General features: G+C 72.2%; 19 protein-coding genes. 5 read left to right on the top strand and 14 right to left on the bottom strand.

Features of this window, described 5'->3' with window-relative positions; translation table 11 throughout:
• Positions 1 to 15: 15 nt before the first annotated feature.
• The 7 genes from ACWEJX_RS05930 to ACWEJX_RS05900 all read right to left on the bottom strand — a co-directional run bounded on the left by ACWEJX_RS05930 (position 16) and on the right by ACWEJX_RS05900 (position 9,797).
• Positions 16 to 2,538, bottom strand: a complete 2,523-nt coding sequence (locus ACWEJX_RS05930; RefSeq protein WP_451606294.1) for a DUF4118 domain-containing protein — start codon at positions 2,536 to 2,538, stop codon at positions 16 to 18.
• Positions 2,531 to 3,229 carry a response regulator gene (locus ACWEJX_RS05925; RefSeq protein ID WP_451606293.1) on the bottom strand — a complete coding sequence of 233 codons (699 nt, stop codon included), beginning with the start codon at positions 3,227 to 3,229 and terminating at the stop codon, positions 2,531 to 2,533. Before ACWEJX_RS05925 ends, ACWEJX_RS05930 begins: the two co-directional genes overlap by 8 nt.
• 93 nt (positions 3,230 to 3,322) lie before the next feature.
• On the bottom strand, positions 3,323 to 4,051 hold the full coding sequence (locus tag ACWEJX_RS05920; protein WP_451606292.1) for a potassium-transporting ATPase subunit C: 729 nt from the start codon (positions 4,049 to 4,051) through the stop codon (positions 3,323 to 3,325).
• A 6-nt stretch (positions 4,052 to 4,057) separates the two neighbouring features.
• On the bottom strand, positions 4,058 to 6,184 hold the full coding sequence (gene kdpB, locus ACWEJX_RS05915; RefSeq protein ID WP_451606291.1) for a potassium-transporting ATPase subunit KdpB: 2,127 nt from the start codon (positions 6,182 to 6,184) through the stop codon (positions 4,058 to 4,060).
• Positions 6,181 to 7,845, bottom strand: coding sequence for a potassium-transporting ATPase subunit KdpA (kdpA, locus tag ACWEJX_RS05910; RefSeq protein ID WP_451606290.1), 1,665 nt, complete (start codon positions 7,843 to 7,845; stop codon positions 6,181 to 6,183). The genes kdpB (ACWEJX_RS05915) and kdpA overlap by 4 nt, the downstream gene beginning before the upstream one ends.
• Before the next feature lie 8 nt (positions 7,846 to 7,853).
• The gene (gene kdpF, locus ACWEJX_RS05905; RefSeq protein ID WP_327354689.1) at positions 7,854 to 7,943 is read right to left on the bottom strand and encodes a K(+)-transporting ATPase subunit F; all 90 of its coding nucleotides are present in this window, start codon (positions 7,941 to 7,943) and stop codon (positions 7,854 to 7,856) included.
• A gap of 438 nt (positions 7,944 to 8,381) precedes the next feature.
• Positions 8,382 to 9,797: a hypothetical protein gene (locus ACWEJX_RS05900; protein ID WP_451606289.1), complete on the bottom strand. Its 1,416-nt coding sequence runs from the start codon at positions 9,795 to 9,797 to the stop codon at positions 8,382 to 8,384.
• A gap of 640 nt (positions 9,798 to 10,437) precedes the next feature.
• Here ACWEJX_RS05900 and kdpB (ACWEJX_RS05895) point away from each other — a divergent pair.
• From kdpB (ACWEJX_RS05895) to ACWEJX_RS05880, 4 genes are all read left to right on the top strand, one after another.
• Positions 10,438 to 12,540 (top strand): potassium-transporting ATPase subunit KdpB, encoded by a 2,103-nt coding sequence (gene kdpB / locus ACWEJX_RS05895; RefSeq protein WP_451606288.1) that lies wholly within the window; start codon positions 10,438 to 10,440, stop codon positions 12,538 to 12,540.
• A gap of 282 nt (positions 12,541 to 12,822) precedes the next feature.
• On the top strand, positions 12,823 to 13,641 hold the full coding sequence (locus tag ACWEJX_RS05890; protein WP_451606287.1) for an SDR family NAD(P)-dependent oxidoreductase: 819 nt from the start codon (positions 12,823 to 12,825) through the stop codon (positions 13,639 to 13,641).
• A 14-nt stretch (positions 13,642 to 13,655) separates the two neighbouring features.
• Positions 13,656 to 13,733 carry a 50S ribosomal protein bL37 gene (locus ACWEJX_RS05885; RefSeq protein WP_389489116.1) on the top strand — a complete coding sequence of 26 codons (78 nt, stop codon included), beginning with the start codon at positions 13,656 to 13,658 and terminating at the stop codon, positions 13,731 to 13,733.
• Between the two features lie 145 nt (positions 13,734 to 13,878).
• Complete coding sequence (locus ACWEJX_RS05880; RefSeq protein ID WP_451606286.1) at positions 13,879 to 14,430, top strand: hypothetical protein; 552 nt, start codon at positions 13,879 to 13,881, stop codon at positions 14,428 to 14,430.
• A 144-nt stretch (positions 14,431 to 14,574) separates the two neighbouring features.
• Here ACWEJX_RS05880 and crcB read toward each other — a convergent pair whose 3' ends face one another.
• The 3 genes from crcB to ACWEJX_RS05865 are packed head-to-tail and all read right to left on the bottom strand — an operon-like array spanning position 14,575 to position 15,694.
• A complete protein-coding gene (crcB, locus tag ACWEJX_RS05875) occupies positions 14,575 to 14,928 on the bottom strand; it encodes a fluoride efflux transporter CrcB (protein ID WP_451606285.1) in 354 nt (117 codons plus the stop codon).
• Positions 14,925 to 15,284: a DUF190 domain-containing protein gene (locus ACWEJX_RS05870; protein WP_451606284.1), complete on the bottom strand. Its 360-nt coding sequence runs from the start codon at positions 15,282 to 15,284 to the stop codon at positions 14,925 to 14,927. The genes crcB and ACWEJX_RS05870 overlap by 4 nt, the downstream gene beginning before the upstream one ends.
• Positions 15,281 to 15,694: a FluC/FEX family fluoride channel gene (locus ACWEJX_RS05865; RefSeq protein WP_451606283.1), complete on the bottom strand. Its 414-nt coding sequence runs from the start codon at positions 15,692 to 15,694 to the stop codon at positions 15,281 to 15,283. The genes ACWEJX_RS05870 and ACWEJX_RS05865 overlap by 4 nt, the downstream gene beginning before the upstream one ends.
• A gap of 623 nt (positions 15,695 to 16,317) precedes the next feature.
• On the opposite strand from ACWEJX_RS05865, the gene ACWEJX_RS05860 reads away from it, so the two are divergent.
• Entirely contained in the window at positions 16,318 to 17,463 is a 1,146-nt protein-coding gene (locus ACWEJX_RS05860; RefSeq protein WP_451606352.1) for an IS701 family transposase, read from the top strand.
• Between the two features lie 204 nt (positions 17,464 to 17,667).
• Here the strand turns inward: ACWEJX_RS05860 and ACWEJX_RS05855 are convergent, their stop codons facing one another.
• From ACWEJX_RS05855 to ACWEJX_RS05840, 4 genes are all read right to left on the bottom strand, one after another.
• Positions 17,668 to 19,980 carry a helix-turn-helix domain-containing protein gene (locus ACWEJX_RS05855; RefSeq protein WP_451606282.1) on the bottom strand — a complete coding sequence of 771 codons (2,313 nt, stop codon included), beginning with the start codon at positions 19,978 to 19,980 and terminating at the stop codon, positions 17,668 to 17,670.
• A gap of 176 nt (positions 19,981 to 20,156) precedes the next feature.
• Complete coding sequence (locus ACWEJX_RS05850) at positions 20,157 to 21,038, bottom strand: AfsR/SARP family transcriptional regulator (protein WP_451606281.1); 882 nt, start codon at positions 21,036 to 21,038, stop codon at positions 20,157 to 20,159.
• A 236-nt stretch (positions 21,039 to 21,274) separates the two neighbouring features.
• Positions 21,275 to 21,961, bottom strand: coding sequence for a ScbR family autoregulator-binding transcription factor (locus ACWEJX_RS05845; RefSeq protein ID WP_451606280.1), 687 nt, complete (start codon positions 21,959 to 21,961; stop codon positions 21,275 to 21,277).
• A gap of 274 nt (positions 21,962 to 22,235) precedes the next feature.
• Positions 22,236 to 22,376: a hypothetical protein gene (locus ACWEJX_RS05840; protein ID WP_451606279.1), complete on the bottom strand. Its 141-nt coding sequence runs from the start codon at positions 22,374 to 22,376 to the stop codon at positions 22,236 to 22,238.
• Between the last annotated feature and the right edge of the window lie 119 nt (positions 22,377 to 22,495).

The following is a 22,495-nucleotide window of genomic DNA, read 5'->3' as shown; positions in this document are numbered from 1 at the left end:
GGGCGCAGCAGGCCCCTACGGCCGCACCGGCACCGTGATCGCGCGCGGCACCGTGATCGCCATCGACAGCCCGCCGCCCGGTGTGTCCTCGGCGGTCAGCGAGCCGCCCATCGCCTCGACGAAGCCACGGGCCACCGCGAGGCCGAGGCCCACGCCCGCGCCGCGCGGGGCGTCGCCGTAGCGCTGGAAGGCGCCGAAGATGCGGTCCTTGGCCTCGTCGGGGACGCCGGGGCCGCGGTCGACGACGCGGAGTTCGACGCGGTCGGCGAAGGCGCCCGCCTTGACGAGGACGGGGACGCCGGCCGGGCTGTACTTGACGGCGTTCTCCACGATGTTGGCGACGGCCCGCTCCAGCAGGCCGCGGTCGACGGCGACCATCGGCAGGGTCTCGGGGATGTCGAGGTCGACGCTGCCCTCGGGGACGCCGCCGAGGGCCATCGGCACCACCTCGTCGAGATCGGTCTCGCGTATCACCGGGGTGACCGTGCCGGTCTCCAGACGGGACATGTCGAGGAGGTTGCCGACGAGGTGGTCGAGCCGGTCGGCGCCGTCCTCGATGCCCTCCAGGAGCAGTGCCCTGTCGTCCTCGGTCCACTCGACGTCGTCCGAACGCAGCGACGACACGGACGCCTTGATGCCGGCGAGCGGGGTGCGCAGGTCGTGGCTGACGGCGGCGAGGAGGGACGTACGGATCTTGTTGCCCTCGGCGAGCCGGCGGGCCTCCTCGGCCTCGTCGACCAGCCGCTGCCGCTCCAGGACGACGGCGGCCTGCGCGGCGAACGCGCCGAGGACGCGCCGGTCCTCGGCGGGCAGCACCCGGCCGGTGAGGGCGAGCGCGAGATGGTCGCTGACCGGCATGTCGACGTCGGCGTCCTCGGGCCGGGCCACCGGCGCGGCGGCGCCCACGCTCGCCGTGCAGCTCCAGGGCTCCAGGTCACCGGCCCGTTCCAGGAGCGCCACGGACTCCATGGAGAAGGTCTCCCGGACCCGTTCGAGCAGCGACGCGAGCCCGGTCTCGCCGCGCAGCACGCTGCCGGCGAGGAAGGACAGGGTCTCCGCCTCGGCCCTCAGCCGGGCCGCCTGGTGGGTGCGGCGGGCGGCCAGGTCCACGACCGAGGCGACGGATATGGCCACGCCGACGAAGATCACCAGGGCGACGATGTTCTCCGGGTCGGCGATGGTCAGCTTCCCGACCGGTGGGGTGAAGTAGTAGTTCAGTACGAGGGAGCCGACGCCCGCCGCCGCGAGAGCCGGCAGCAGTCCGCCGAGCAGGGCCGCGGCGACCGTCAGCGAAAGGAACAGCAGCATGTCGTTGGCGAGCCCCATGTCCGGGGCCAGCCAGTCGAGCAGCAGTGCCAGCGGCACCGGGCCGAACACGCCGACCAGCCAGCCCCAGACGAGCCGGGCCCGGCCGAGCCGGGCCGTCCGGGCGGCCGGCAGACCCCGGCCCTTCGCCATCGCGTCGTGCGTGACGATGTGGACGTCCAGGTCGGGCCCGGACTCGCGGGCGACGGTGGCGCTGACACCGGGGCTGAGCACCGACTGCCAGGAGCGGCGGCGGCTGACGCCGAGCACGATCTGGGTGGCGTTGACCCCGCGGGAGAAGGACAGCAGCGCGGTCGGGACGTCGTCGCCGACGACGTGGTGGAAGGTGCCGCCGAGGTCCTCGACGAGGGTGCGCTGGACCGCAAGTTCCTTCGGTGACGCCGAAGTCAGGCCGTCGCTGCGGGAGATGTAGACGGCGAGCACCTCGCCGCCCGCGCCCTTCTCGGCGAGCCGGGCGGCGCGCCGGATCAGGGTGCGGCCCTCGGGGCCGCCGGTCAGGCCGACGACGATGCGCTCCCGGGAGGCCCAGATCTTCGAGACGCGGTGCTCGGTCCGGTACTCCTGGAGGTATTCGTCGACCCGGTCCGCCGTCCACAGCAGCGCCAGTTCGCGCAGGGCGGTGAGGTTGCCGGGGCGGAAGTAGTTGGACAGGGCCGCGTCGACCTTGTCCGGCTTGTAGATGTTGCCGTGGGCCATGCGCCGCCGCAGCGCCTGCGGCGACATGTCGACCAGCTCTATCTGGTCCGCCCGGCGCACGACCTCGTCCGGGACGGTCTCCCGCTGCCGTACTCCGGTGATCGACTCGACGACGTCGCCCAGGGACTCCAGGTGCTGGATGTTCACCGTGGACACGACGTCGATCCCGGCGGCGAGCAGCTCCTCCACGTCCTGCCAGCGCTTGGAGTTGCGCGAGCCGGGCACGTTGGTGTGCGGGAGTTCGTCGACGAGGGCGACGGCCGGCCTGCGGGCGAGCACGGCGTCGAGGTCCATCTCGGGGAAGGTGCTGCCCCGGTACTCGATCTCCTTGCGCGGTACGACCTCCAGGCCGTGCAGCATCACCTCCGTACGCGGCCGGCTGTGGTGCTCGACGAACGCCACCACGCAGTCCGTGCCGCGCTCGACGCGCCGGTGGCCCTCGGAGAGCATCGCGTACGTCTTGCCGACGCCGGGCGCCGCGCCCAGATAGATCCGCAGCCTGCCGCGCCTAGCCATCGGCCGTGTCCCCCGGTTCGAAGCGGTAGCCCATGCCGGACTCGGTGATCAGATAACGCGGGTGCGAGGGGTCGGGTTCCAGCTTGCGCCGCAACTGCGCCATGTAGACGCGCAGGTAGTTGGTGTTGCCGCGGTAGCTCGCGCCCCAGACCTCCTCCAGGAGCCGGCCCTGGGCGATCAGCCGGCCCGGGTTGCGGACCAGGATGTCGAGCAGGTGCCATTCGGTCGGCGTGAGCCGGATGTCGCTCCCGCCGAGGCGTACCTTGCGGGCCACCAGGTCGACGGTGAAGTGCGCGGTCTCGACGGTGGTGACCTCCGTCTCCGGGACGGCTTCGCGGCGCCGGGCGGCGGCGCGCAGCCGGGCGAGCAGCTCGTCCATGCTGAACGGCTTGGTCATGTAGTCGTCGGCGCCGACGTCGAGGGCGAGCACCTTCTCCTCGGAGGCGGTGCGGGCGGAGAGCACCAGGATCGGCACCCGCGTCCAGCCGCGCAGCCCCGCGATCACGTCGAGCCCGTCCATGTCGGGCAGTCCGAGGTCGAGGACCACGACGTCCGGCCGGCGGTCGGCGGCCAGGCGTAGCGCGGTGGCTCCGTCGGGCGCGGCGTCGACCTCGTACGTACGCGCCTGGAGGTTGATGACCAGTGCCCGCGAGAGCTGCGGGTCGTCCTCCACGACCAGTACCCGGGTCATCCGTGTGGGCCTTCCTGTTCGGGGGTTTCATGGCCGAAGGGCCCGGGAGGGTGTCCCGGGCCCGCGGCCTGCTGTGTGGTTGTCGTGCCGTGCTCAGCCCTTGGCCGAGACCAGCGCCTTCAGTGCGATGTTGAGCTGGAGCACGTTGACCCGGGGCTCACCCATGAAGCCGAGGATCCGGCCGTCGGTGTGGTCGGCGACCAGCTTGTCGACCTGGGCGACGGTGAGGTGGTTCAGCTCGGCGACCCGGTGGACCTGGAGCCTGGCGTACTCAGGGGAGATGTGCGGGTCGAGGCCGGAGCCCGAGGAGGTGACGGCGTCGGCGGGGACGTCGGACGGCTTCACCGTGAAGTCGGCGGTGGAGTTGTCCTTGATCACGGCCGCCTTGGCGTCGATGACCTGGGCACAGAGCGTGCCCTCCGCGGGCTTCTCCGGGCAGTACGCCTTGCCGTTCTTGTCCGTGACGGCGCCGTTGTCGGCGGAGCGGTTCGTCGCACCCGAAAGGATGATCTTGTACTGGGTGTTGACGGAGTTGGCGCCGAGGCCGTTCGACGGGCGCGGCTGGAACCACTTGAGGTCCGCGCTCGCCGTCTCCTCGCCGTTCTTCAGGGGCAGGTTGTAGGTCTGCCCGATGAGCTCGGAGCCGACGACCCTGCCGCTCGCGTCCTTGATCTCCGAGCCGTTGGCCTTGTTGTTGAACAGACCCTGGGCGATGCCGGTGACGACGAGCGGGTAGATCACGCCGCACACGACCGTGAGGACGAGGAGGGCACGCAGGCCCGCCCAGAGCAACCGCCCCGCGTTTCCAACAGAGTTATTCATTGGAGATCAGCCGATTCCGGGGATGAGGGAGATGAGCAGGTCGATGATCTTGATGCCGATGAACGGGGCGATCAGGCCGCCGAGTCCGTAGAGCCCGAGGTTGCGGCGGAGCATCTTGTCGGCGCTGGTCGGCTTGTACTGCACGCCCTTGAGGGCGAGCGGCACGAGCGCGATGATGATCAGCGCGTTGAAGACGACCGCGGAGAGGATCGCGGACTCCGGCGAGGCGAGCTGCATGATGTTCAGCTTGTCCAGGCCCGGGTAGGCGACCGCGAACATCGCGGGGATGATCGCGAAGTACTTCGCCACGTCGTTGGCGATGGAGAAGGTGGTCAGCGCGCCCCGGGTGATGAGGAGCTGCTTGCCGATCTCGACGATCTCGATGAGCTTGGTCGGGTTGGAGTCGAGGTCGACCATGTTGCCGGCCTCCTTCGCGGCCGACGTGCCCGTGTTCATCGCCACGCCGACGTCCGCCTGCGCGAGCGCCGGGGCGTCGTTCGTGCCGTCACCCGTCATCGCCACGAGCTTGCCGCCGGCCTGCTCGCGCTTGATGAGGGCCATCTTGTCCTCGGGGGTGGCCTCGGCGAGGAAGTCGTCGACGCCCGCCTCCTCGGCGATGGCCTTGGCGGTCAGCGGGTTGTCACCCGTGATCATGATCGTCTTGATGCCCATGCGGCGCAGCTCGTCGAACCGCTCGCGCATGCCTTCCTTGACGACGTCCTTCAGGTGGATGACGCCGAGGACGCGGGCGCCCCTGTCGTCCTCCACGGCGACGAGCAGCGGGGTGCCGCCGGCCTCGGAGATCGCGTCGGTGAGGGTACGGGCGTCGGCGGCGACGCTGCCGCCGCGCTCCTCGACCCAGGCGATGACGGAGCCGGTCGCGCCCTTGCGGACGCGGCGGACCTTGCCGTCCTCGGTGAGGTCGACGCCGGACATCCGGGTCTGGGCGGTGAACTCGATCCACTCGGCGTGGGCGAGCTCGCCCTGGTGGCGCTCGCGCAGCCCGTACCTCTCCTTGGCGAGGACGACGATCGAGCGGCCCTCGGGCGTCTCGTCGGCCAGCGAGGAGAGCTGGGCGGCGTCGGCGACCTCCGCCTCCGTCGTACCGCGTACGGGCACGAACTCGGCGGCCTGGCGGTTGCCGAGGGTGATCGTGCCGGTCTTGTCGAGCAGCAGCGTCGACACGTCGCCGGCGGCCTCGACGGCGCGGCCGGACATGGCGAGGACGTTGCGCTGGACCAGGCGGTCCATGCCGGCGATGCCGATCGCGGAGAGCAGCGCGCCGATGGTCGTCGGGATGAGGCAGACCAGCAGGGCGGTCAGCACGATCATCGACGTCTGCCTGTCGGCGCCCGCGTAGATCGCGAAGGGCTTCAGGGTGACGACGGCGAGCAGGAAGACGATGGTGAGCGACGCGAGCAGGATGTTGAGGGCGATCTCGTTGGGCGTCTTCTGCCGGGCGGCGCCCTCGACCAGGTTGATCATGCGGTCGATGAAGGTCTCGCCGGGCTTCGTCGTGATCTTGATGACGACGCGGTCGGACAGCACCTTCGTACCGCCGGTGACGGCCGAGCGGTCGCCGCCGGACTCACGGATGACGGGCGCGGACTCGCCCGTGATCGCCGACTCGTCGACCGAGGCCACGCCCTCGACGACGTCACCGTCGCCGGGGATGATGTCGCCGGCCTCGCAGACCACCAGGTCGCCGATCTTCAGCTCGGTGCCCGGGACCTGCTCCTCGCCCGTCTCGGTGATCCTCCGCGCCACGGTGTCGGTCTTGGCCTTGCGCAGGGTGTCGGCCTGGGCCTTGCCGCGACCCTCGGCCACGGCCTCCGCCAGGTTGGCGAAGATGTTCGTCAGCCACAGCCAGGCGGCGATCGCCCAGCCGAACCAGTCGCCCGGGTTCAGAATCGCGAGCACGGTGGTGACCACCGAGCCGACCAGGACCACGAACATGACCGGCGACTTGACCATCACGCGCGGGTCGAGCTTGCGCATCGCGTCCGGCAGCGACTTCAGCAGCTGCTTGGGGTCGAACAGGCCCCCGCCGACCCGTCCTGCGTCGGACTCCTTGTGCGGAGCCCGGTTCGCGTCCTCGTCGTGCGGGGCGCGAGTGGGTGTGAGGGTGCTCATGCTGCGAGTCCTTCGGCGAGCGGGCCAAGGGCCAGGGCCGGGAAGTAGGTGAGACCGGTGATGATCATGATGGTGCCGACGAGCAGGCCGGTGAAGAGCGGCTTCTCGGTGCGCAGGGTGCCCGCCGTCTCGGGGACGGGCGTCTGCTCGGCGAGCGAGCCGGCCAGCGCGAGCACGAACACCATGGGCAGGAAGCGGCCGAGCAGCATCGCGATGCCGATCGTCGTGTTGAACCACGTGGTGTCGGCGTTCAGGCCGGCGAAGGCGGAGCCGTTGTTGTTGGCGCCGGAGGTGTAGGCGTAGAGGATCTCGGAGAAGCCGTGCGCACCCGTGTTCGTCATCGAGTCGGCGGGCGTCGGCAGGGCCATCGCGAGCGCGGTGAAGATCAGCACGAGCGCCGGGGTGACGAGGATGTAGCAAGCCGCGTACTTCATCTCGCGGGTGCCGATCTTCTTGCCCAGGTACTCGGGGGTGCGGCCGACCATCAGGCCGGCGATGAACACCGCGACGATCGCCATGATCAGCATGCCGTAGAGGCCGGAGCCGGTGCCACCGGGCGCGATCTCGCCGAGCTGCATGCCCAGCATGGCGATGCCGCCGCCGAAGCCGGTGAAGGAGGAGTGGAAGGAGTCCACCGCGCCGGTCGAGGTCAGCGTGGTGGAAACCGCGAAGATCGACGAGCCGCCGATGCCGAAGCGGGTCTCCTTGCCCTCCATGGCGCCGCCCGCGATGTCGAAGGCGGGGCCCGGGTGCGCGAACTCGGTCCACATCATCAGCGCGACGAAGCCGAGCCAGATGATGCCCATGGTCGCCAGGATCGCGTAGCCCTGCTTGATCGAGCCGACCATGCGGCCGAAGGTGCGGGTCAGCGCGAACGGGATGACCAGGATCAGGAAGATCTCGAAGAGGTTCGTGAACCCGTTGGGGTTCTCGAAGGGGTGGGCGGAGTTGGCGTTGAAGTAACCGCCGCCGTTGGTGCCCAGCTCCTTGATGACCTCCTGCGAGGCGACCGCGCCGCCGTTCCACTGCTGCGTGCCGCCCATGAACTGGCCGACCTCGTGGATGCCGGCGAAGTTCTGGATGGCGCCGCACGCGACCAGGACGATCGCGCCCACGACGGAGATCGGCAGCAGGATGCGGACGCAGCCGCGGACCAGGTCGGCCCAGAAGTTGCCGAGCTCACCGGTGCGGGACCGGGCGAAGCCGCGCACGAGGGCCACCGCCACGGCGATCCCCACCGCCGCCGAGACGAAGTTCTGCACCGCGAGGCCGCCGGTCTGCACGACGTGGCCCATGGCCTGCTCGCCGTAGTACGACTGCCAGTTGGTGTTCGACACGAAGGACGCGGCGGTGTTGAACGCCTGGTCCGGGTCGATGGAGACGAAGCCGAGCGAGCCGGGCAGGGAGCCCTGGACGCGCTGCAGCAGGTAGAGGAAGAGGACGCTCACCGCGGAGAAGGCGAGCACGCCGCGCAGGTACGCGGGCCAGCGCATCTCGGTGTCGGGATTGGCTCCGATGGCCTTGTAGATCCACTTCTCGGGCTTGAGGTGCTTGTCCGAGGAGTAGACCTTCGCCATGTAGTCACCCAGCGGCCGGTACGACAGGCCGAGGGCGACGATCAGCGCCAGGAGCTGGAGAACCCCAGCAAGAACGGGACTCATGTCGGGGCTCAGAACCTCTCCGGCTTGACGAGGGCGAGGACGAGGTACCCGAGCAGGGCGACGGCGACGACGAGGCCGACGATGTTCTCGGCACTCACAGCTTCGCCACCCCCTTGGCGATGAAGGCCACCAGCGCGAAGACCGCGAGCGTGGTGACCACGAAGGCCACGTCGGCCATCGTGAGCTCCTGACAGAGAGAGCGGATTTTCTGACGTCATGAGGAAACCGCCTTTCGGCCAGGTCACCGCCGCTGTTGACGGGCCCCTAACGCCGTTGACGGTCGTCTTGACGCGTCCTCTACGCCGGTTTCGGTCAGGACCGGTCAGGCGGCCTCAGCGCGGCCCGGAAGGGTGCGGCCGGACCCGCGTCAGCAAGAAGTCGAGGCCCCGGCTCGTGGTGGCCAGAACCACCCGGTCCCCGGCCCGCAGCACCCGCCCGTGCGCCGGCCGCCAGTCCAGGCCGGGCTCCGCGGTCGGCCGGAACCCGGCCAGGGTGTCCGTCGACGACGCCGGTACGGGCCCGCCGGCCGCCCCGTCTCAGCGGTACTCGGCGAGGCGCGGTCGCAGGCCGAGGGCCAGCAGCCCGGCGGCGAGCAGCAGGGCCGCGCCGGAGGCCGGGAGGAGGGTGCCGAGGTCGGCCCGGCCCTCGCCGACGGCGCTCGTGAAGTGGGCGCGGTTGATGTCGGTGAGCTTCTGGAGCTCGGTCATCCAGGCGCCGAAGTGGGCGTTGGACTGGCCGGGCTGCCAGCCGATGCAGAAGACGACGGCCTCGCGCTCCCTGCCCTGCTTGATGAGCGTGCGCAGGGTGTGGTCGTCGTGCTGGTAGGTGGCGTACGCGTCGACGGTGCGCTCGGCGGCGGCGCGCTCGCCCGGGAAGGTGATGTTGTCGAGTTCGCGCCGGAACTCGCCGGTGAAGCGCAGGTCGGAGTGGTCGGCGCGGTAGGCGGCCCAGGTGGTGTCGAGCCGGGCGGGGTACGCGTCGAGGCCGGTGCCCTTGATGCCGTACAGCTTCTGGGACTTCTCCAGGAACAGGCCCTCGTAGGTGGTCCGCAGGTCGGGGAAGAGCAGGTAGCGGCTCTCGTCGGCGTTCGCCCGGTAGGCGAGGGCACGCGCCCGGGAGAGGGCGACGACCGAGTCGTACGAGTCGTGGCGGGCGGCCCGCATCTGCTCGGCGCTGCCCGAGAGGCCCTGTCCGCCGAGGACGAGCGCGGTGACGGCGCACAGGGTGGCGGCGACGAGGCCCGGGTTGAGGATCCGCTGGAAGCTACGGGCCAGGAACCACTGCAGGGCGCCGAGCGCGAGCAGGAGCAGGCCGCCGAGGGCGAGCAGGGTGAGGTTCTCGGCGTCGAGCGCGTCGCGGGCGTCGGTGGAGTCGGCCAGGTAAGCGTTGTCGTTGACGCGGACGAGGGTCTCGGACTCGGGCAGCAGCTCGTCGCCGAGGAGCTGGTTGGCCGACTGGTAGTCGGCACGGGCGGCGGCCTTGCCGCCGGGCCTGGCGTCGTTCTCCAGGGCGCGGCCGATGCGCTCCTGGTAGATCGCGAAGTTCTCGGTGAGCTGGTCGACGGTCTTCTCGGCGGCCGGGTCGCCCTCGGCGGCGACGGCGAGCACCCGCAGCTCGTGGCTGACGGTGCGGCGGGCGTCGTCGTAGAAGCCGGTGGCCTTGACGTACGACTCGTCGAGCCGGCCCTTTCCGGCGTCGCCGCTGGACAGCAGGATGTTGACGGCCTGGGCGTCCATGTCGTCGAGCGCCAGGTCGAGTCCGGCGGCGCTGGTGATGGTGGGCGCGTGGCTGTGCTCGGCGGTGTCCCAGGCGCGCCCGGCGGCGAGGCCGGAGCGCAGCAGCAGGGCTCCGAGCAGGGCGAGGACCAGCAGGACGGCGGCGCGGGCGAGTTTCAGCCGGGCCGGGGTGGTGGCGGTGTGGCGGCGGGCGGTGTCGGCGAACCGGCCCGCCACTCGGCGGAGGAACGGTTCCTCGGAACCTTCCTCCGCCGGGTGTCCGGACCGCGACCCCCCTCGTGATCGCGGCCCGGACGGGCCCGATGGCCGTACGGCCGTCGCTTGGCGTGAGTGTGCGGCTGGTGTCCGGGCCCCCGCGCCCGGACCGTGCTGCGCATTTCCGGCGGTGAGACTCACTCGCCCTCCAAGATCACGCCGCGGACCGGTCGTCCGCCCCCCGTGTCGATCAGTCTTGGCCGGTTCGAGCACCTGATCGACGCCCCTGACGCCCTCCTGACGAGGTGTCGGCCCTTCCTGACGCCACCTTGACGGGATCCGTCAGAGTGACGTCAACACGCGCCCGAGAGCGGGGTGTTCGCCCCCGGCGGGGCCTAGAGTCCTGTCCGGCCGCTCTACTTCGAGCAGACGGGACGTCAGTGGCCTGACCCCGCTCGAAGGCTGCCGACGCGGCGCAGCGCCTCCTCGCCCGCCGCGCCCCGCCCAGCGGCCCGCCGGTCCGCGGTACACCCATCCCTCGACCGGCGGGCCGCGACGGCTCGACCGAACCGCTGACCGTTCACCGTTCACCGTTCACCGCTCGCCGCCGCCCCGCCACCGCGGGACGGCGGCTCCTTCATGACGTCACGAAGGTGTCCCCATGTCCTCCGCCACCTCCCGCGCCTCCCACCGGGCCGTCCAGGGCGGCCTCCTCGACCCCGTACAGCTCCTCACCTCCTTCCCGGAGGCGCTGCGCAAGCTCCATCCACGCGTGCTCGTGCGCAATCCGGTGCTGTTCGTCGTGGCCGTCGGCTCGGTCCTCACCACCCTCTCCGCGCTGATCCATCCGTCCGTCTTCACCTGGGTGATCAGCGTCTGGCTGTGGCTGACGGTCGTCTTCGCGAACCTCGCCGAGGCCGTCGCGGAGGGCCGCGGCCGCGCCCAGGCCGAGTCGCTGCGCCGGGCCCGTACGGACACGGTGGCGCTGCGCCTCAAGCACTGGCGGTACGGGACCAACCTGCACACCGCGGAGACGGAGGCGGTCCCGGCCACCGACCTCAAGCAGTTCGACTTCGTCCTCGTCGAGGCCGGCGAGCTGATCCCGGCGGACGGCGACGTCGTGGACGGGGCGGCTTCGGTCGACGAGTCGGCCGTGACGGGCGAGTCCGCGCCGGTGATCCGCGAGGCGGGCGGCGACCGCTCCGGCGTCACGGGCGGTACGACGGTGCTGTCCGACCGGATCGTCGTACGGGTCACCTCGCGGCCCGGCCACTCCTTCCTGGACCGGATGATCGCCCTGGTGGAGGGCGCCCGGCGGCAGAAGACGCCCAACGAGATAGCGCTCAACATCCTGCTGGCCGCGCTGACCGTGGTCTTCGTCCTGGTCGTTCTGGCCCTCCAGCCGATGGCCGAGTACGCCGGGGCCGCCCAGTCCACCACGGTCCTCGTCGCGCTCCTGGTCACCCTGATCCCGACCACGATCGGCGCGCTGCTCTCCGCGATCGGCATCGCCGGCATGGACCGGCTCGTCCAGCGCAACGTCATCGCCATGTCGGGCCGGGCCGTCGAGGCCGCCGGCGACGTCAACACCCTGCTCCTCGACAAGACCGGCACCATCACCCTGGGCAACCGCGAGGCCGCCGACTTCGTGCCGCTGCCGGGCGTCGACGAGGGCCTGCTCGCCGACGCCGCCCAACTCTCCTCGCTCGCGGACACGACGCCCGAGGGCCGCTCCGTCGTCGTCCTCGCCAAGGAGAAGTACGGGCTGCTGCCGCCCGGGCCGGGCGAGTTCGCCGAGGCGCACTATGTCGAGTTCAGCGCCCGCACCCGGATGAGCGGGGTCAACCTGCGCTGGGCGGACGGCTCCGGCGCCGCCGTACGGAAGGGGGCGGCGGCCCAGATCATCGAGTGGGTCCAGCTGCGCGGCGGGGCCGCCCCGGCCGAGGCCCGCACCTGGTCGGACGCCATCGCCGCGAGCGGCGGCACCCCGCTCCTCGTCGCCGCCCACGACGCGGACGGGCCCCGGGTGCTCGGCATCGTCCACCTCAAGGACGTCGTGAAGGACGGCATCCGCGAGCGGTTCGCGGAGCTGCGCCGGATGGGCATCCGGACCGTCATGGTCACCGGCGACAACCCGCTGACGGCCCGGGCCATCGCCCACGAGGCCGGGGTCGACGACTTCCTCGCGGAGGCCACGCCGGAGGACAAACTCGCGCTGATCAAGCGGGAGCAGGCCGGCGGCAAGCTCGTGGCGATGACGGGTGACGGCACGAACGACGCCCCGGCGCTCGCGCAGGCGGACGTCGGCGTGGCGATGAACACGGGCACGTCGGCCGCGAAGGAGGCCGGCAACATGGTCGACCTCGACTCCAACCCGACCAAGCTCATCGAGATCGTCGAGATCGGCAAGCAGCTCCTCATCACCCGGGGCGCGCTCACCACCTTCTCGATCACGAACGACGTGGCGAAGTACTTCGCGATCATCCCGGCCATGTTCGCCGGCGCCTATCCGGGCCTGGGCGCGCTCAACATCATGGGCCTGCACAGCCCGACCTCGGCGATCACGTCCGCGATCGTCTTCAACGCCCTGATCATCGTGGCGCTGATCCCGCTCGCCCTGCGCGGCGTGCGCTACACGCCCGCCTCCGCGCACGACCTGCTGAAGCGGAACCTGATGGTGTACGGGCTCGGCGGCCTGGTGCTGCCGTTCGTCGGCATCAAGCTGATCGACGTGCTGGTGTCGGCCGTTCCGGGCATCGGGTGAATCCCCGTCAAAGCAGCATCAGGGAAAGCCGGTTGTCCTTGCCGGGGGAGACGGCCCGGAGTTCGATGAGAGGCGTGAACAGCGCGTGGCTCCTGCTCGACCGGCCGCCTCATCAGGCGTCGCCGTGTCGCACGCCCCGCTGCCGTCCGGGCGCGTCCGCCCTGCGCTGACGCCCGCCCGCACCTTCTTCACGTCACCCGGGGCGCCGTGACCGTACGAGGTCCGGCGCCCCTTTCCCGTATCCACAGCACCTCACCCATCACACCTATCCCGGGACAAACCATGCCTTCTTCCCTGCCCGCATCGCTCTCCGGACTGACCGTCCTCGTCACGGGCGCCACCTCCGGCATCGGCCACCAGACCGCCCGGCTGCTCGCCGAGCGCGGCGCCACCGTCCTGGTGCACGGCCGCACCGCCGAGGAGGCCAACGCCGCCGTCGACCGGCTCGTGACGCTCTCCGACGTGCCGGCCGAGCGGCTGTGCGCGTACGGGGCGGACTTCGCCCGCCTGGAGGAGGTCGAGCGGCTCGCGGCCCGCGTCGTCGCCGCCCACCCGCACCTGGACGTGCTCGTCAACAACGCCGGCATGGCCGCGCCCGAGCGGCACACGGTCACCGCCGACGGCAACGAGATCGCCTTCCAGGTGAACTTCCTCGCCCACTACCTGCTGACCAACCTCCTGGAGCCCGCCCTCAGCTCCGAGCCGGGCGGCCGGGTGGTCAACGTGTCGTCCTCCCTGCACCGCAGCGGCTCCATCCAGTGGGCCGACCCCAACCGCTCCCGCCGCTACTCCCGGCTCGCCGCCTACGCCCAGTCGCAGCTGGCCCTGACGGTCTTCGCGGCCGACCCGCGGGTCACCGCCGTCTCCGTCCACCCGGGCATCTGCGCCACCAACCTGCTGTCGCTCTACGCCCACGAGGGCGACTCGCCCGCCGAGGGCGCGAGCCATGTCGTACGGCTCTGCGACCCGGCCGTCGAGATCGTCAACGGCGCCTACTACGACCGCGACCAGCGCGTCGCCCCGGCGGCCGCCGCGACCGAGGAACGCACGATCAAGCGCCTCAACAAGCTCGCCGACGTGCTCGTCGGCCACACCGCCTGAAGGGATTCCAGCCGATGTCCAAGCGCGCCCGCAAGAAGAGGGACCGCCGCAAGAAGAAGGCGAACCACGGCCGCAAGGCCGGACAGCGCTGACCCCACGGGGCTCGTGCGCGAGTCCACGCACTACGTGACCGGGCCCGTCCGGCCCGTCAGGCCGGCGTCAAGGTTGCCGTACGCGGCGTAAGCGGTCCGTCAGGGCCGCGTGGCGCTCCCGCGGCCCGGACCTACCGTCCGTTACATGCACCCCATGAAGCCGATGAAGGTCCGTCCCGACGCCGACGACGCGGAACCCCCCGGCACCGCCCATGACACCACCTGGGCCGGGGAGGCCCGCACCGCCGTGGGCGCCGCCGGGCTGCTGCTCGCCGCCCTGTTGGTCGTGGACGCGGTCGACGGCGGTCTGGAGACCTGGAGCGTGGTGCTGTGGGTGACCCTCGCCGTGCTGCTCCTCGTCATCCTGCTGCCGGCCCGGGTGAGCGCGGCCCCGGGCCGGCTCAGCGTGCGCGGGCTGTGGACGCGGCACACCGTGCGCACCGACCGGCTCGCGTCGGTGCGCTGGTCCAACGGCGTGGCGCAGCGGCTCGTGCTGCGCGACAAGGACGGCGGCCGGGCCGAGCTCGACCCGCAGGTCCTGATCGCGAACCCGCCGTTGTGGCAGCTCGTCGACACCGCCGCCCGTACGTCCCTGCGGGACGGCACGCTGCTGTGCGGCCAGACCGCGCTGCACCAGATGCAGCGGCGGATCGACCGGGAGACGGCGGAACGGGTGTTCCAGGTCTCCGGCCTCTGAGCCCCGTCGCTCCGGCCCCCGTACGTACGACAGGGCGGCGAGGCCCTGGAGCGCGGTGAGCCGGTGCCGGGCGCCGGGATCGGACCCTGCCGTATCCGGAGGCTCCTCCGCGCCCTGCTCGGCAGTGCTCTCGGTCGGAGGCGTTCAGAAGCCCTTGGCCAGCTCCACGCCCAGCCAGACCGCGCCGAGCCCGGCGGCGGTGCTGCCGAGGACGTTCGCGGCCGCGTAGGCGCGGGCCCCGCCCTCGTACAGCTTCAGGGTCTCGAAGGAGAAGGTGGAGTACGTGGTGAGGGCGCCGCACAGGCCGGTGCCGAGCAGCAGTCCGGTACAGGCCGAGGCGACGCCGGTGAGCAGGCCCAGGACCAGCGAGCCGACCACGTTCACGACGAACGTGCCCCACGGGAAGACGGAGTCGTGGCGGGCCTGGACGGCGCGGTCCGTGAGGTAGCGCAGGGGCGCGCCGACGGCGGCGCCCACGACGACGAGCAGCCAGTTCACTCCTTGGGCTCCCCGGGCCCGTACCGGACGACCTCGCAGTCGTCGAGCAGCACCAGGCCGCCGTCCGTGAGCAGTTCCTCCAGCTCGGGCAGAAAGGCCCGGACCCGCTCCTCGGTGTCCACGACCAGCACCGCGACCGGCAGGTCCTCGGTGAGCGAGAGCAGCCGGGTGGTGTGGACGAGGGCGGAGGAGCCGAAGCCCTCGATGCCGCGGAAGACGGAGGCGCCGGCGAGCCCGGCGGCGTGCGCGCGGTGCACGATCTCGCTGTAGAGCGGGCGGTGGTGCCAGGTGTCGGTCTCGCCGACGACGATCGTCATGCGGAGCGCCCGGCCCGCGAGCCGTGTGCGTGCGGTCATGCCGTCCTCCTCGCTCGTACGGCGGCCCGGGTGGCGAGGACGGCCGCCGCCACGGCGGCGAGCGCGGTGAGCGCGGTGGCCGCGAGGTAGATCGTTCCGCGGGCGACGTCGCCCGCGGCGAGCAGCCGCTGGCTGTCGAGGGCGTAGGTCGAGAATGTCGTGAAACCGCCGCAGACCCCGGTGCCGAGGAAGGGGCGCAGGAGCGGATGCGGCGGGCTGACGGTCTCGGTCGCGAGGACCATGACCACGCCGAGGACCGCACAGCCGACCGCGTTGACGGCCAGGATCGTCCAGGGGAAGGCGCCGGCGGGAGTGGGCCAGGCGAGGATCGCGGCATAACGCGCCACGGCGCCGAGCGCGCCGCCCGCGGCGACCACCCCGACGACCGGCAGCTGCGCGCGGAATCCCATGGAGCCAGGTTAGTCGGCGACGGGCCGCCGGTCTCGGGCGGGCCGCTTGCGGCGGGGTCGGCGGTCCCGAGCCGGACTGGTCACCGCGTCGCAGGTCCCGGGACGGGGCGATTACCGACGCGTCGCAGGTCCTGGGCGGCCGGATCACCGAGGGGTCGCCTGTCCACGGCGGCCGGGTCACCGGCGGTTCGCCTGCCACACGGCGGCCGGTTTACCCGCGGGTCTACCCGTCCGTACGGAACCCGCCGCCACCGCCGGCGGGCGGGAAAAAGGCAAGGCGCACAGGCGCGGGCCCCGGCCTGGGGCATTAACCGGAGCCCGGCCCGTGCTGCCTCGACCCGATCGTCCGGCGGGGCGTCGCACCGGTCAAAGCCCGTACGGCGAGTCTGTCAGATCCCCCCGCGGGGTATGGCGGTGGTCCGGCCACCATCGAGGCGCCCAGACGGGTGCCGCGTACACCTCGTGCCACGCGCCGCGACAGGCGACGGTGGAGGGGCAGCTGGAGGGAGCTGCGCAATCCGTAGGGCAGGAGTGTCGTGAGTACATCCGTCACCACCAGATTCAGAACCGTCGCCGCGCATCGGGAGCTCCGGGGGGAGCTTCGGGACACGGCCGACGACGACGTGTACGGCGAACTCTGCGCCGCGCTCTTCTCCGGCTTCCCGCGCCGTGACCAGCGCATGAAGGCGGAGCAGTACCTGCGCGGGCTGCTCACCGCGCAGGGCCGCAAGTCGATCCGCAACATCGCCGCGCAGATCGGCGGCCCGGCGGCCGAGCAGAGCCTGCACCACTTCATCTCCAGCTCGACCTGGGACTGGCGGCCCATGCGGGCCGAGCTCGCGCGCTATCTGCAGCGGCACGGCGCCCCGCAGGCGTGGGTGGTGCGGCCGATGCCGATACCGAAGGCCGGCCAGCACTCGGTCGGCGTCGACCGGCGCTTCGACCCCGAGCAGGGGCAGGTGTTCCGCGGCCAGCAGGCGTTCGGCGTGTGGTTCGCGGGCGAGGAGACCAGCGTCCCCGTCAACTGGCGCCTGTTCCTGCCCGATCCGTGGGTGAAGGACCCGACGCGCCGGGACCGCGCCGAGGTGCCGGAGGGCGCCGGCGAGGAGACCCTGGAGGAGTGCGCGGTCAACGCGGCGCTCGACACGGCCCGTTGGCCCGACGTGGCCCGCAAGCCGGTGCTGCTCGACATCCGCGGCGGCGCCGGGCGCGCCGCCCTGCACCGGCTCGCGCTCGCCGGCGTCCCCGTGGTCGCCCGGATCGGCACGAACTGCCGGCTGACCGTCGCCGACCGCTCGCTGCCCGGCTTCGGCGCCGGGCCGCTCACCGCGCTGCAGATCCTGGAGTCGCTCAAGGGCCTGCGCCGCCCGGTGAGCTGGGTGGACTCGGCGGCCGGGGTGCGCAGCTCGCGCACCTCGCTCGCCACCGCCGTGCGCGTCACCCTGCCCGTGCCGCCGGGCGAACGGCAGCGACCGCTGCTCCTGCTCGGCGAGTGGGACGACCCGCGGCGCTCGCCCGCCCGGCTGTGGATCACGGACCTGACGGGCTCGGCGGTCGGTCCGCTGCTGCGGCTGACCAAGCTGTCGCGCCGGGTGGAGCGGGACTTCCGGCAGGTCGGCGAGGGTGCGGGGCTGCGGGACTTCGTGGGGCGCTCGTTCCGCGGCTGGCACCGGCACATCACGCTGGCCTCGGCCGCGCACGCGGCGACCGTCCTCGGGACCGAGCGGATCGCGCCGTACTGCGAGATCCAGGCCCGCTCGGCGGGCTGACCTCGCCGCGGCGGAGAGCCGGCCTCCGCCCGAGGGCATCGGCAGGGGCCCGGGAGCCGGGGCTCCCGGGCCTCGTACGCTCGCCGCACACCGACCCGCGCCGCGGCCGCTCGCACTCCCGGGCGGTCGGGCACCCGGCGGGTCATCCCCAGGCGCTCGGACTCCCGGACGGTCGGCCTCCCGGACGCTCGGACTCCCGGGCGCTCAGACCTGGCGGTCGGCGCAGGGCGGGCCGGCCGTCGGGCGCTGCTCGGCGAGGGCGGCGCGACGGCGGGCGAGGACGGCCCGGGTGCGCTGGAGCCGGAGCGCCAGCTGGACCTCCAGGACCTGGCCGGGCTTCTGCCACTCCGGGCCGAGGAGTTCGCCGATGCGTTCCAGCCGCCGCGAGACGGTGTTCGGGTGGACGTGCAGCGCCTCGGCCGCGTTCGTCGGGCTGCCGCCGGACGCGAAGTACGCCTCCAGGGTGTGGATCAGATCGGTGACCCGCTCGGCGTCGTAGTCCAGTACGGGCCCGATCGCCGACTCGATGAAGCCGTCCACGTCGTGGTCGTCCGACAGGAGCAGGCCCAGGAAGCCCAGGTCCTCGGCCGACGCCGCCGCGCCCGCGCCGCCCAGTGCGCTCATCGCGTCCAGGCAGCGCATGGCCTCCTGGAACAGCCGGCCCACGCCGTCCGGGCTCCAGCCGGGACCGGCCGCGCCCACCGACACCGGGTGGCCCAGCAGCGGGGCGAGCTCGCCGGAGACGGCCTGGGCGGCGCCCGACGCGTCCACACCGGGCAGCAGGAGGACGACGCTGCCGCCCTGCACGGTCTTCAGGCCGGACATCCGGTAGGCGTACGAGGACGCCCACACCACGGCCCGGCCCTGCTCGCCGCCCTCGGGGCGGGCGACCACGACGACGTGCGGTTCGCGCAGGTCGATGCCGAGGCGGCGGGCGCGCTGGGCGATCTGCTGCGGGGCGTGCTGCGGCTCGGCGAGCAGGTCGTCGAGCAGCTCGTCGCGGACCGGCCCCTCGGCGACCGCCGTGGAACGCTGCATCAGGATCAGCAGGGCGACGGACTGCGCGGCGAGTTCGAGCAGCCGCTCGTCCTCGCCGCTGAGCGGGGTCGCGGCGCGCACGACGAGCACGCCCAGGTCCTCGGAGCCGGCGATGACGGGCGCGATCCAGGTCCCGGGCCGCTGCCGCGGCCGCCGGGTGCGGCCTAGGCCCCAGCGGGCGTACGGGGCGAGGTCGTCGAGACCCTCGCCGAACTCCTCGCCGAACTCCTCGGCGTCGTCGGCGAAACCGTCGGCGAGGCCGTTGCCCAGGTCGTCCCCGAGACCGCCGGCGGGGCGCGGGTCATGACCGCGGCCCGGCCGCGGCGCGTCCTCCGGATCGCCGTCCGCCGCCTGTTCGCGCGCCGACCCCCGCTCCCCGTCCCGCTCCTCCGCCCGCTCGTCCTCCGCGGCCTCCTCCGGGCCGCCGCCCACGAGGACCGGCCGGCGGCTCGCGTGGGCGTCGAGGGACGCCTTGGCCACGACCTCCTCGTCGAGTTCGCCGATCTCGCCGGTGGAGGCGAGGGTGCGGCCGCCCGGATCGCGGATCAGGACGCAGGCGTCGAGCGCGTCCCCGGTCGCCTTGGCCACGCCGCGCAGGTCGCCGCCGGCCAGGATCAGGTTCATGATCCGGCCGTGGGCCTCGCCGAGGTGGCGCATGCGGGTGAGCGCGGTGCGGACGCGGGAACTGTCCCGCTCCAGTTCGGTGACCTCGGCCCTGGTCTGGTCGAGGAGCCCGGCCTTCTCCGTGGCGACGGCGGCCAGGTCGGCGAGCGAGCTGATGAGCCCGATCTCGCCCGGGCTGTAGCGGCGGACCCGCCGGTCGGCCCCGTAGAGGAGTCCTATGACGGTGTCGCCGGCGCGCAGCGGCACGGCGACGACGGCCCGCATCCCCTCGTCCCGGACGAGCTGGTCGAGGACGCCCGTATGGGGAAAGCGCTGGTCCTTGAGGTAGTCCTCGGTCCAGACGGGTTCGCCGAGCGTCTGGGCGAGTTCGCTGAGTCCGCCGCCGATGCGGTCGTGACCGTCGCCGTCGAGCGCGGCGGACCAGTCCGCCGGGTCGCGCCGGCTGTCGCTGCCCTCGGAGGCGTGGATGACCCGGACGCCGTGCGCGTCGCCGCTCAGGGTGAGGCAGGCGAGGTCCAGTTCGAGCACCCGCTTGGCCCGGCGGAGGACGGTGCGGAGCAGTCCTTCGAGGTCGTACGGGAGGGTCAGGTCGCGTGCGGTGTCGGAGAGGGCGTCGAGGCCGGTCTCGCAGCGGTCGCGGCGCGCGAGGAAGTGCGCGACCCCGCCCGCGAGCTGCACGGCCCGCTCCAGCTGGGCCCGATCGGCGCCCTCGGTCCCCGAGGCGCGGGCCTGGTCGAGGAGTTCGGTGAACCGCTCGGGCGGCTCCCGCCGGGCCAGCATCTCCAGGACGGCGAGCGCGTCGATGCCCACGACCGGGCCCCCGCCCCCGTCCGCGTCTGCGCCGTGGTTGGTCATGCTTCAACTCCCGCTGCTGAGCAGAACCGGGTGACGCAGTGGAAACCCGTACCGCTGGCCGAAACTGAATCCGCCGTGGATGACGGTCAACGGTAGGATCGCCCGATTCATTCCCGTTCGCTCCCCCTCCGCCGCCTCCCCCGGCGTCCGCTATTTTCCCCTGCCCTGACGGAGAATCAGACCGCCGCGGTCGCCCTCGGGGCCACGGAGGACGTCGCCGTCACCGGAACCGCTGTGGGACCACCGCGGAACCGGGGCTGCGTCGGCACCCGGGGCAGCACCGTGTCCCGTACGGAGAGGAGCGAGCGGTGGAGGCGGCGCAGGCGCGCCGAGGGCGTCCGGCCGCCGTCGCGCTCGAGCATGGCGCACAGCCGCTGGTAGACCTCCAGGGCGTCGTCGGTGCGGCCGGTGCGCAGCAGGGCGATCATGAAGTGGGCGTTGAGCGCCTCGCTCAGCGGGTACTGGGCGGCGTGCATGGCGAGTTCGGGCACCATCTCGGCATGCAGGCCGAGCCCCAGCTGGGCCTCCGCCCACTGGTCGAGCACGCTCAGCCGGGAGGCTTCGAGGCGCTCGACCTCGGCGGCCAGCCGGGGACCGGAGGCGACTCCGGCGTACGGCTCGCCGCGCCAGAGCGCGAGGGCCTCGCCGAGCCGGAGCGCGGCACGCGGCAGGTCGCCGGCCTCCATGGCGCGGTAGCCGGCGCCGGCCGCGCGCTCGAACTGCCAGACGTCGTGGGAGCCGCCGCCGGTGTCGAGCCGATAGCCGCCGGTCTCGGCGGCGAGCACGGTCTCCGGCGTGCGCCCGCCCTCACCGGTACGGCCCTCGGGCCGCGCGGAGGCGAGCAGGGAGCGCAGGCCGAGCACATGGGCGTGGAGTTCGGCGCGGGCGCCGCGCGGGGCGCCGGACGGCCAGAGCTCCTCCATGAGGACGGAGACCGGCACGATCTGGTCGGCGGACGCGGCGAGCAGGGCGAGCAGTTGTCGTGGCGCGGCCGCGGCAGGGGTGATCGACACCCCGTTCTCGCGCACCGAAAGCCCCCCCAGGATCCGGACGTCCACCCTTGCCCCCTCAGCGTCAGCGCACACGCGCAACGGATGCTCCCCCGGGGACGATTAGAAAAGAGACCGGGAAGCATGTCAATAAGAAACCGCCTGGTACGGAATCGGTGCACTGTCCGACCTGGAAAATTGCCCTCTTTGGGGTGATTCATCAGCATCAGGGCGGCATCAAGATGCAGGGAAACGTACCGGGGAAAGCGGCAACTGGACCCGCAGGTATGCTTTGTGGGCTGTTTTCAGCCCCGCTCCGGCCCGTTGAAACGCGCGTCGAGATCCTGGTCGCGGCCCTCGTCGAGACCCAGTGCGCGGGCGCCGCGGCCGGGCTCCAGGTCGAGCGCGGTCAGGACGGCGGGGACGACGACGCTGGGCAGTAAGTGGTGGTAGAGCGTCGAGGCCCAGCGCTCCATCGAGGACCGGTCGCCCTCCATCGCGAAGGTCATCAGGTTGAGCCCGGCATAGGCGGCGACGACCAGGCCGGCCACCTCCGCGGGGTCGACGTGCGGCAGCAGCTCACCGCGCTCCTTGGCCGCGGTGAGATGCCGCAGGTTGATCTCGGTCCACTCGCGGTAGGGGCCGCTGCGGTCGAGTTCGTGGCCACCCTGGTCGAGGGTGAGCCGCACGCTGCCGCTCAGCACCCGGTCCCGGGTCAGCCGGTGCGCGAACACCATGCCGACGTCGACGAACTCCTGCACCTTGGAGATCTGCGGGGGCGCCGTGGGCACGACCGCCACCTGGGCGTCGAGCACCGCGTGCGCGAGGTCTTCCTTGGAGTCGAAGTGGAAGTAGAGCGCGCCCTTGGTCACCTGGGCGAGCGCGAGTATGTCGGAGAGCTTGGCCGACTCGTAGCCGCGCTCGTCGAAGACGGCGGCCGCCGCCTCCAGGATCGCCTTGCGGGTACGGATCGCACGATCCTGCTTCGCCATGGGGAAGTCCGTCCCTCTCATCGCCCGAACCGGCATCCCGGCAGCCCGACAAAACAAACCCATGGGTATCTGTTTTCCGGCGAGTGGAAGATACCCGAAGCCCTGTTCGCCGTGAACACGGAACATCGGCCAGTCGCCGAACCGCACGTCTGACCAGCGACTTTGACGACGGGTTCGGTCATCAGAACGTCAGGTCGAAGGTCGGTCCCGACCCCGGTCCACGCACCCCCTCATCCGGGGCGACGAAAAAACCGACGCCCCGGTTGACTCGGTTTCAAGGACCGGTCGGCGCATCGGGCAGCGGACCGTTGCCGCCCGGGCGGTCCGCCTGGTAGGAACCGCCGCCCGACCGGCCGGAACCGCCGGCGAGCGGCAGCGCGGCCGCGAGCACCCCTGCGGCGAGTCTTCGTTTCATGAGCAACTCCCCCTTCCGCCAACGCCGTTCGTACGGCACTGGTGAATGTGACGTCCGGGGAGGCGGCAAGGAGCAGACGAGGGAGTTGCGGATGGATCTCAATGCGGCAACGGCGGCGG

The sequence above is a fragment of the Streptomyces sp. NPDC004788 genome (assembly GCF_053601115.1).
Note: the sequence above shows the minus strand (reverse complement) of the source record. Positions and strands in the feature narration are given on the sequence as shown.